At 38.7% G+C, this 10,866-nt stretch carries 7 protein-coding genes; all 7 read right to left on the bottom strand.

The annotated features are described in order from the left end of the window. Window positions 1-22: 22 nt before the first annotated feature. The 7 genes from H6G68_RS23510 to H6G68_RS23480 all read right to left on the bottom strand — a co-directional run bounded on the left by H6G68_RS23510 (window position 23) and on the right by H6G68_RS23480 (window position 10,798). Entirely contained in the window at window positions 23-487 is a 465-nt protein-coding gene (locus tag H6G68_RS23510) for a hypothetical protein (RefSeq protein ID WP_242045369.1), read from the bottom strand. A gap of 475 nt (window positions 488-962) precedes the next feature. Beyond that, window positions 963-1,688 (bottom strand): hypothetical protein, encoded by a 726-nt coding sequence (locus H6G68_RS23505; RefSeq protein WP_190908811.1) that lies wholly within the window; start codon window positions 1,686-1,688, stop codon window positions 963-965. Window positions 1,689-1,762: 74 nt separating this feature from the next. Beyond that, window positions 1,763-2,878, bottom strand: a complete 1,116-nt coding sequence (locus H6G68_RS23500; RefSeq protein WP_190908810.1) for a hypothetical protein — start codon at window positions 2,876-2,878, stop codon at window positions 1,763-1,765. A gap of 309 nt (window positions 2,879-3,187) precedes the next feature. Continuing rightward, on the bottom strand, window positions 3,188-3,988 hold the full coding sequence (locus H6G68_RS23495) for a hypothetical protein (protein ID WP_190908809.1): 801 nt from the start codon (window positions 3,986-3,988) through the stop codon (window positions 3,188-3,190). Window positions 3,989-4,426: 438 nt separating this feature from the next. Continuing rightward, a complete protein-coding gene (locus H6G68_RS23490) occupies window positions 4,427-7,663 on the bottom strand; it encodes a hypothetical protein (RefSeq protein WP_190908808.1) in 3,237 nt (1,078 codons plus the stop codon). 213 nt (window positions 7,664-7,876) lie between these two features. Beyond that, the gene (locus tag H6G68_RS23485) at window positions 7,877-8,503 is read right to left on the bottom strand and encodes a hypothetical protein (RefSeq protein ID WP_190908807.1); all 627 of its coding nucleotides are present in this window, start codon (window positions 8,501-8,503) and stop codon (window positions 7,877-7,879) included. Between the two features lie 126 nt (window positions 8,504-8,629). Further along, the gene (locus H6G68_RS23480) at window positions 8,630-10,798 is read right to left on the bottom strand and encodes a hypothetical protein (protein ID WP_190908806.1); all 2,169 of its coding nucleotides are present in this window, start codon (window positions 10,796-10,798) and stop codon (window positions 8,630-8,632) included. Window positions 10,799-10,866 lie beyond the last annotated feature (68 nt).

Below are 10,866 nucleotides of genomic sequence, written 5' to 3'. Positions count from 1 at the left end.
GTGAGGATTGCTCTGAATATATTCAAATATACTGCCCATAACGTCTTACCAAAAAATACACTTTTATATTCTTATACCATAATTTAATTCTTTTTCGGAGATGTCTACTGGGAGAAGGATTAGCGGTTTTCGCTGCTTGTTTAGCAGGAGGTTTTGGTTGCAGAAATCCAAACCAGAGGGTTGAACCAGAAACAATAACCACTCCTACCAAAGCAACTACTGATACTAGACGGACACCAGGTTTTTCTGCTAACGGTCGTTCTACTGCTGCTTCTTGATCTTGTTTCAAGCGATATTCTTGAGAAATTAGTTGATTTGCAGCAGGATTATAACCTGCCAATCTTTGCTCTTCTTCAGGACTGATATCTTCGTCTTGTACAGCAGTTTGGCTAGAATGATGATTGCCGTTATTAGTATGGGATTCTAGGGAATAATTAGGATAATTTTCATGAAGGTCAAATTCTTGGTTTTGATTTGAATTGTCCATGACTTTAGTTTTTTCCTTGATTAATAGTGCAAGTAATTTTGAGTGAATTCACGAAAATAATTGTCTTGTCAAAGAATCAAAGTTTCAACTTTGCATAATTGAAATATGAATTAGCCTCAAGCAATCGCCCCAAGGTAAGAATTTTGATAGCGTAGCTTGATATGGCATAAGCCATAAATTAAAGCCAGATAATTTGACACCTGAATTCAGCAATGACAAAGTTTGAAATTGTAAATATAGGAATCCGGTTTTATTCCTAATAGCTTGTGTGGCATTTGTGTAGGCAGGGAAAAGGCAAGAAGGCTAGAGAAGTGTACTGAGTTTGTAAGCGCAAAGCGCAGGCTAGTCCAACAAAAATCAAATATAAGTCCTATATTCCAATCTTTTGCACTAATTCAACAACAACATTTTTAAAATCCGCCTCCCTTATTTGCTCAGTTACAACATAAAATTCATCACCGATTTTGTGGATCACTTAACGTCGTTGCTGAGGATTGAACTCAACCATTCTGATAATTTGCAACCCAGACGAGCGCATTTCATAAATTTTCTGTTCTACCAACGGGGCATCTTTTCCTAACGGAGAACGGGGAATTTCTACTGCTTGGACTGTAAATGTGCGGTTGAAAGAAATACGCTCATCTCTACCAGTGGTGCGGTCAACTAAAATGCGAGTAGCAACCATGTCTATTTCCCATTCTCCTAGTCTTATTGCTCTCGGTTCTGATAGATAGGAAATAATAGTTGTACTGCGAAGCTGTCCTGTAAAAACACTAGTCGGAACTAATTCAGCAATCTTAGGTAAAGAAGCTTTGGCAAATTCCGGTTCTAGTAGTAGAGAAGCAAACCAAGCCGTTGTAGGAATGCGCCCTTTTTTACCAACTTGAACACCTTGGTCTGGTTGATTAGTACCAGTGAGTTTATCATCCCAATTAAATGTTAAGGTTGTCCAATCACTGACTACTTTTTGAATCACTCCTGGATAGCGCCAATTACGGTCTTGTTCAGAAACGTAGATTGTTTCACCATTCAATAATTGAGCAAAGGTAGTCTTGCGTTCAGCAATTTTATTGACCCTGAAAGCAGTGAATAATATTAACAGAAATATCAGAGTATTGAATGCCGTTAAACACAAAAAACAAATAGCTAATAAATTTTTGGATTCCGGCAGCAGTGGTGATTGCAGTCGTTTGATTTCCATAGCTATCTCAGTTCAATAGGACGGTGTGCAGTTGAGTGAGATATAAAAAAAATGCGGTATTTTTTGGATATACCTTAAACCCTGCGGATCAAAGCAACACTAGTTGCTGTACCAATAGCACTACTAAGAATATCAATTAAACCTTTGACATTAGCAGAAATGCCGTTATAAATTGCCATTCCTCCACCTCCCGCTATTAGCATTGCCAAAATTGGCGCAAAGATACTCAAGAAAAACATGAAAGCCACATCAGATGCTAATGCTGCACCTGATTTGACCAGGACAACGGCTGTTAAACCCACCAAAATGTTGTATCCAAGTTGGACACCAAACAGAGAAATAAACCCAGTTAACCAAGCCCAAATAGGACGACCTTGCAATGGTAAAAGTGATAACCCAACTGCGATTGGTGCAAATAAAGCAGTTAGCAATAATGCTGCTTCTAAAATGTTTACAAATCCCCATTGTAGGGCATAAAGTATTAAACGAATAATGGGAATAGCAGTATCTCGAAATACACTGCCAGGGTCATTCACAAATTGAATAGCAGTACCAATCTGACCGGGCAATGTGCGTTCCCAAAGAAATTTAGCAAAATCTCGTAGTGGTTGAAGTGGAGATTTAGCTTTCTCTTCAGCTTCGGTAACAATTGCTTGTGCTTGTTCTTGCTTTGAATCCCAGCATTCAATTAAATCCCCTCCAACTTGTCCCTGACATTCACTGTAAAGATTTTCTAGCTGTTGTCTGGCAATACTGCTAATAGTTACATTAGAAATCGCAGCCTTGAATGTTAATTCACTAACTTGAATTTCTAGCACATTTTGTACTTGGTTATAAGCAAAGCCTCGGATAAAAAAAATGGTTTTGGCTAAAAAATTGCCATTACCACCAAGAAATATCATAATTACGAGTGGCCAGACAAAAATAGCTGCTAATTCCGACCAAGATTGTTTTTCAATAATTTCCTTCCCCGTTGTTAGTGTCACAAACAAGATACTGGCCGCTCCCAAGGTGATACCCAATCGAATTAAGCCGTACCATAAACTAGATGAGGGATCTAGGGTAACTTGCCAAACTAAATTCCATGATTCAACTGTGGCACGAGATAGTTCTAAAGCACTGGAGACAATATCTAAAGCTTGAGTTTCTCCACCAGTAACAGGAAATGATTGAGCGATAAAGTACATCATACTTTTCAAAAGCTTTAGCTGCTAAAATTGAACTTTGCTTTGCTCAAATTATTTACAGCTATTTTCAGGTAAATGAACCACACTTTAATGAAAGTTTCGCCCATAGACACCGGGAGGGTAGACACAAAGTAGCTGTGAGAGGGAGCGGCTTTTCGCGGAGTAGGCACAAAAGAAAAAATAGATTGGTTGTTTAGGGTGTAGTCTAAATACATGAAAACTGCTGTAACTGCTTTGAAAATTTATCCGCAGTAGGATTTTTTAAATTTTTATCTCAATGATTAAGATTCTTGCTGAATTTTGATCTTAAAGTTAATTATCGTCGCCCAAAGTCACTCCACCAGGCATCATCAGTAACCCAGCTTGTTGAGTCATTGCATTACCAGCGGCTATACTTTTTCGTCTGTCAGCAGTATTGATAGCTGCAAGTTCTTTAGCTGTTTGAGTAATCAAAGTATTGTTTAATGCCCGGTCAACTCTTGCTTGCTGTGCTTCTTTAAATATTCGTTCATTAATTTGACTATTGAGGGCTGTTTGTTGAGACAAGTTTTGCAAAATTTGTTGGGTGACATCCAAGCTTTGGGACTCTTCTCCTAAATTGATAATTGCTTGAGTGTCTTGTCGAGTAGCTTCCTTAATTTGAGCCATTTGAGTTTGGGCTGTTTCTCCTAAACTTGCTTGATTAGCAATTTCAGTCACAACATTTCTAGTAGTATCCTTACCAATATCTTCCCGAATACCGTAAGAACTTTGACCATTAGTTTTATTTTCCAAAATTTCAGACAATATAGAACCAGGGCTTGTACTGGCTGAACCACCCAAAATCTGATTCCACAATTTAGAAATATCGGGAATCTGAAATGCGCCAATTGTCGAGTTAATCAAATCGCTTATGGGGCTAAACAAGTCTTCTTGGAAAAAGTTTGTTACATCTCCGATGAAGTTATTAATCTGGTTTTCAGTATTTTCTACAAAAATACTATTGCTGTTAAGTGGATTGCTGTTTGCTGTATTGTTAGGTTGAGTAGTAGCTAAAGTTGGTTTATTAACTGAGCTAATACTCAAAACTAAAATCATGGTAATGAATTGAATTGACATCCATTTCAGTTTCATAATTAAAATTCCTTCAGCTAACACTTTTTTAGATTTTGGATTTTAGATTGAAAATACCTAATTATTCAGGATTACCTTTTTAGTTTCATAATCAAAATTCCTTCAGCTAACACTTTTTTGGATTTTAGATTTTAGATTGAAAACACATAATTATTCAGAAATTTATTTATTGAAAACTTAGACTCACGTTATGATTCAAAAAATTTGATATTGTGAATTGAAAACTTAGGCTCACGTTATGGTTCAAAAAATTTGATGTAATACCATTTCTTTGTGAGGATGCGCCTAATTTTGCAATCTTTTCTGTCTTTGTGTTCTCTGTGTCTTGAGTGGTTTATTTATCTTGAAATTAGGCGAATCTTTATACAGAATTGGTATAAGGAAAGAAAACAACTTTGTTGACGTAAGTATTCAGCTAACAAATGCTATGCTCCCTTATTAACTAGCAATTAAAGAACGATTTTTAGCCTGTTCACCAGAATTCACTTGAGAATGTAACGAAATAGTTTGTACAGTAGATACCTCCTGTCCAATATGCTGAAAACCTTTGTTCTCCTTCAAAGCACAGATGTAAGCATCCGTAAAAGCTCTGAGTCCTAACAGTCTACCTTTAGGAGTATTTGGATACTGTGCCATCACCCGTGACCTGGCTTCTCGTTCATCTTGGTTATTAGCAACACTAGCCAGCATCATTTCTCCAGGGTAAAAACGAGTACGCCAAAATCTACCCCCTGTTTCTACCAACCAGCAAGAATAAAGGTCACTAATACGCGGTAAAAATGCCTCAGTTGCATTCTGGCTAATAATCTGGGCAGGATAACCCAAATAACGTTGAAAAGAAGTAACCCCTGTACTGGTAATCCGTCCAGTAATTCGGTAAGTCATGTTTTGCATGATTTGAGAACCTGTTGCACAATCACAAATGGTGTCTGGATCTTGAGATAGCAGCAATACAGCAATACCTTCCTTGCGTCCTGTAGCACAAGTTTCACCTATGACTTGAGCAAAACCATCTTTACGTAAAAGCACTGAAAGCTCATCACCAATAAACAAACTTTTGGGGTGGGATAACGCATTGCGGATGCAAGCAGTATGGGCATTAATCGCCATCAAGTAAGCATCTTGTTCGTTAGTTAATCCACTCAGAGCAAAGAATTTAATCGCTGGTTCAGGGGAAAATGTACTTGGACGGGCGATCGCTTTCCCTAACCTAGATGCCAGTAATGCAGTCACCTGATTTTGAATTTGGTTCAGTGCTTGGCGGTCAATCTCTTCAAATGAACGCAGATTTAAACGTTCTCTAGTACAAAACTTCACAAAATCCGGTAACGTGGGTATTTGCTGCCATTCTGCGGAAAGCCAACCCCTGGAAAATGCACGGTTATAGCGAGCAATCATATCTGCGTCTTTAAGAAACACATCCAAAGCCTTGACTAGCATTGCATCAACTCGTTGGGCTAAGTGGGGATTTTCGACTTTACCCATTGCAATAGCTACCAAAGCCTTACGTATAAAATCCTTCCAAGATTCCATCCGCCGTTCCCGTTCTGGCTTATCAAACCGACGCAAATCCGGTGGTTCTAATAAATTACTACTGCCACTAGAAATGTCATAATATGCACCTTGTTCACCCAGTAATTCAATTGCTGTTTTAAAAGTGCTGTTACCACCTGCGGAAATATCCATCCCGACTACGGGAATATTGTTCACTAAGGCTTCTTCTGCAAACCGCCACCCCAAAACACTCTTGCCTGAGCCAGAAGTACCTGTAATTAAAGCCCGTCCGATTTGTTGATGAAACAAATCTACGTAAATGGGTTTACCACCACGACTAGTCAAAAACTCTACACCTTGCTGGTCAATATCTTTAGGAATGGTCAGAGGCATCAATCCAGCAATTGTTTGAGTATCAAGTGTTAACCGGCGCTCACTCAAATTACCATCATGTAATAAGCGTTTGCAGGTGATAGGTAAAGTTTGTAACCATATTTCCCAAGCAATATTGCGTTCTCTAAGTACCTTGGCGGTTTCAAAACTGTTAGCCAGTAGATTGCAAGCATGAGTTAATTCCTCGGCACTATGACGATATACTAAAAAGACTGGCGCACAATGTAGAGCTTTTGTACCTTCATACAACCGCCGTTGTGCTTCAAAAGATTCTTCTTGCTTGATTTCTGCACCAATGTCACGTCCCTGGCCTTTAGTTATGGCAATGGTGCGGGCTACTTTAGATTGCTTGGCTTGACGCGCTAAGTTGTCTTGAATGAAAAAGTCATTACCACGGCTAATTTCTATCCATGCTTCTGTATCATGGACATAGCTGGAAGACAGTATTTTCCACATCCACTTGAGTTGTTCTTGAGCATTTGTCCAACCCAGTGGCGGGTCTGTCATTGTTATCACACCGCAGACTTGACCCTTGCCTGTGAGATAAACTCGATCATAATCTCCACGATGTTCAGGACTTGCGGAACGTCCTTGTGTACCTTCAATTAGTAGTGTGCAGATATGTTTGTCTGTGGTTACAGTTTCTGTGAGTTGTAGTCCTGTGGCGGTTTCTTCTAGGGTGATAACTTGGGGAATGGCAGGTGCAACACCTTCGTTAAATCTATTCCACAACCATTGCCATAAATCACCTGCACTACAAGGTGTGACTTCTAAGCCAATTTTCGTATTTAGTAACACTTCCCATTGAATAAATCCCTGTTGAAAGCCTTGCAGTAATAGCTTTTTGAAGAATGTTTCTTGGTATATGCGTTTATTGCCTGTAATTGATTCTACTACCCAAGTGCCAAGATTACGGCATTTTTCAATCACAGCACCGACAAAATCTTTTTGCTGGGAACTACCTTGTTGATCACTTGTCCAGGTACAAAAGGCTATTTGCTGCCACTGTTGGCGTGTACCTGCATTTTTCAATTCTTCTATTCGTAGTTGTTCGTTGCGAATGAGAACAGATATGGGTTTGAGGTGACAATCATCTGCTAATGTATGAAGTTGGGTTTGCCGTTGAGTATTATCACTGTAACAGCCTGTACAAAAAGTTATGCGCTCTGCTGGTGGTATATCTTTCATTCCTTCGGTAATAGCATGGGCAAATTCGCTGATTTCACTTTCATGCAATATGTCGTGTAGTCCAGCAATTTGAAATCCAAATATGAGTTGATATTGTGATTTTCCTTGTTCTAATAATAAAGCTGCAATTTCTCGGTCATCTTTTTTAATTTCTGCAATACAACAGATATTTACTTCATTTTGAAAGGGCATAAATCTGTTTTTACCTCCATATTGATTTGGTACAATTAGGGGTTTATGTCGAATGTTGATTTGTGAATCACTGTAACGATGACGTACCCAAGGAGGACGGTTTTCTGGTATGGGTGAAATGTAGATATTGTTGGCGTTGTACCATTCATTTCCGGGTGGTTTACGCCATCTATCTAGGAATTGATGGGGTTGGTTGCCGGTTAAAATCCACCAACTGACAATGAGCCAGAATGATGTGGCGAAAAACCAACCCATTCCTAAACTGAGGAAACCATTGGTGATGGTATAAGAAATTATAATGATGGCTATCCAAGGACCTAGTTGGTCTGCTGGTATTGGTCCAATGCTGGCCTGTTTACCTAAAATCCGATTAACTTTGATAAATTCGTTATGCAGATTGTTTTTCATAACTGTTAACGAAGGCAGGAGGCAGGAGGCTGTTTTTGTAATGGGGATTTATACCATCAAAAACTTTTAGCCTTAAAATTCAAGGTTTATGAGGTACAGTACCCATTGAAATTCAAGTTTTAAACTACCTTTTAAAATTGGTGTACCTCATTTACTCCAAAAGTGCTGTATCAAGAGGTAATACTTTTGACTTTTGATTTTTGACTTGTGAACTTAAACACCACCTCCTATACCATTGCCAATAAAGATGAAAGTGATTACATCTATGGCAATGACAATTGCAAAAGCTAAACCAACCTGAGTCACAATTGGTCGCCAATCATTACCTTGTTGTGCTTGGTTATAGGCAAATAAAGAAGCAGCAGCAACGAGTAATAAAAATGCACCTCTAATTAGGTTAAATGTTAAACCAACAACGTTGGCATCAAGTGTGGCAGCACCACCACCTCCAGCTTGTGAACTTTGTTGGGCTAAAGTGACGAAAAACTGTTCTAAACTGTTTAAAAAAATGGCATGGGCGGGAGTTGTCAGGGTATCAAGTAAAGCGGTTATTGTGATAATTGCAGTAACAATATGCCAAAAGCGAATTTTTCTGCCTAAATACTTTTCTAAAATTGGTACTGTGCGTATTACGTAGCCGATACTCAAGAAAACAATGCTGGCACATCCCAAAATGGTTACAAATATGGGTTTTGTAGCCAATAAATAAATTGCTATTGCTAGAGATATGAAAATAAGGATTAAGTCGGTGCGGTTTATTTTCAGGTTTTTCAGGTTTCTTACTAAATTAGCAGATGGCAGTAATTTAAACTGAGAATTGCGAGATTGTGTGTTATTCATCTTTCTTTTCTCGGTAAAATTCAACTGTTTCAAATCAAACTGACTTCTTTGATTTCTCGTTTCGCTAAAATGTACGTATTCAGTCATCTGTTTATGACTGCTAATTGCTGATTTTTCACTGTAACTCTAAACTTGCATTTCTGATTTTTTGTTTTGATTTTTAATTTGTTTTTTCGGCTTTTTGGTGTTATTTATATCAGCTTGGTTAGAACGATTTGATTGGTGATTATCTAGTAATGCTTCCATTTCTCGTAGTGGTATACTGCATTGTCTAATCTCCGGGGGTTCTCCTGGTACTAAAGCTGCATCAAGCACTTGTTCGTTATCACGGTTAGGGTTAAATCCTTGAAGTAGTTGTGTACCATTAGACAGTTTTACTATTTCAAAATCGTACTTAGCTTTGCCTTTTTCAGCCCAGGTAAAGGTGGGTTCATCATCACCATTAAATTTGTGAGGTAGTTGTGTTTGAAACTTTTGAATCAATTCTTGGGTGGTAGCTTTAAGGGCATATTCTTGTTTTGACTGTGGTAGTTTACAAATGCCAGTTTTTTCCTCAGCGGTGAGATTATCTTGTGTAATTGTCCACTGTCCCTGAGTGCAAGTACCCGCAAAAAGTGTTTCCCCTTGGGTATTCTCCAAAGCAATAGCTACGTCCGCAGATATCCCTGTTTGTGCTGTTTGTTTACCCTGTTGTTTTACTCCTTGTTGTTTGACTGTTAAAGTTTTATTACTGGAAATGGCAATACCATCTTCAGGTGATTGGTCTAATAACTCACTGGCAACATTAGCAAATCCAACTAAAGCCTCACCACAAGCTATTTGTTGTTGCTTATCTTGGCGTTTTGCTAGATATCCTAAAACATCATTTTCTGGTTGGTTATTAGAGTTAAATTGAACAGTTTCTTTAGCACTTTCTGATGTAATTACAGAACTGTTTTGTTGTGCTGCCATTTGTTTTTCGAGGCGACTAACTACCATTTCTAAACGGTAAAGTCGCTTGGAGATAATTTGCAAGTAATCTTCAATTTGCTGGAGTTGTTCTGTAATGCTGGCATCTTTATCTAACTCAAAAGGTTGCGACTGATTATTGGGGTCTAATTGAGAACCCAATTTATCTACTTTAGAGCCGATTTTCATAGTAGCTACAGCCACTGGATTATCTGCTGTGGATGCTTCAGATACAACTTGATAATCTTGAGAAGTTGGGGAATTTAAAGAAGTTCGAGAAGTTGAAGAAGTTGGGGAATTTGGAGAAGTTTGAGAATTTGGAGAAGTTTGAGAATTTGAAGAAGTTTGAGAATTTGAAGAAGTTTGAGAATCTTGAAATTCCGATGAGTCAGGCTTTATTTCCTGTAAGCGACTGGTGAGGTTATCAACTCGGTCATTCTGTTTTTGTAGTTGTTTAAGAATTCGTTCTAGCCGTTTTTCGTCAGCTTCGGCTGCGAGTTGTTCTAAAACTCCTTGTCCGACAGCAATTCCTAAAGTTGCCAATTGTCCCGCTAATCCTCCCAAATTTACCCCATTTACTTCTCGTCCATTGGTGGCTGCTGTGGCACTTAAACGGGAAGCTTCGTCTAGTGGTTCCTGGGATTTAGATTTTTTGGTAGCAGTTTTATTTGTTTGGGTTTTATCTTGAGTTTTAGTTGGTGTTTTGGGTTGGGACTTGCTTTGGGGTTTAGTTACAGTTTTGGATTGAGGTTTAGTTGGGGCTACACTAACACGACTAACAGGTAATTCGTCTTCTTCATCTAAGTCGTCTGGGTCATCTAGTTCATTGTTGAAATCGTCGTTTAATAGGTCGTCTAATTCGTCTTCAATATCATCTATTTCTTCGTTTTCTTCTTCTAAATCGAGTAGGTCATCTTCTAATTCATCATCTAAATCATCTAGTTCTGTTTCTGCAAAACCGCAAATTTCGGCAATGTTGGAAGGGGTAAAGTAGTTTTCGTCTTTGTTGGTAATTCCTTCGAGGTTTTTAATCAGGTATTTACCACTGGTTCTGTGTCCAGGGTCACTGGTGAGGTAGAAGCGATAGCCTCTAATCTCGTCATCATCGTCACCTCCTACGCAAAGTTCTACGGTTATGGGGGCTTTCCCTGATTCCTGGCTGTAGTTTTCTACACAGTCTTTAAAGTCTTGATGGGACTGGATAGAATCGTTCTGAATTGACTCAGAAATGGCTTTATCGAGTGTGTTTTCTATATGGCGGAGTTTACGGCGGTCTGTCAGGTTTTCCCAAGAGCGAGTTTGAGAGCTTTGTTTGCGCTTCGGTTTGGTCAGTGTTTTGGTAGCCATTATGTACTCAACTCTGATTGCCTTAGAGTTAAGTTAACAAGGCTTTGTATGAGTTGACATAGACCTAT

The organism is Anabaena catenula FACHB-362 (genome assembly GCF_014698735.1).
Lineage (GTDB): Bacteria > Cyanobacteriota > Cyanobacteriia > Cyanobacteriales > Nostocaceae > Anabaena > Anabaena variabilis_A.
This window is presented reverse-complemented; position numbering and strand designations above follow the sequence as displayed.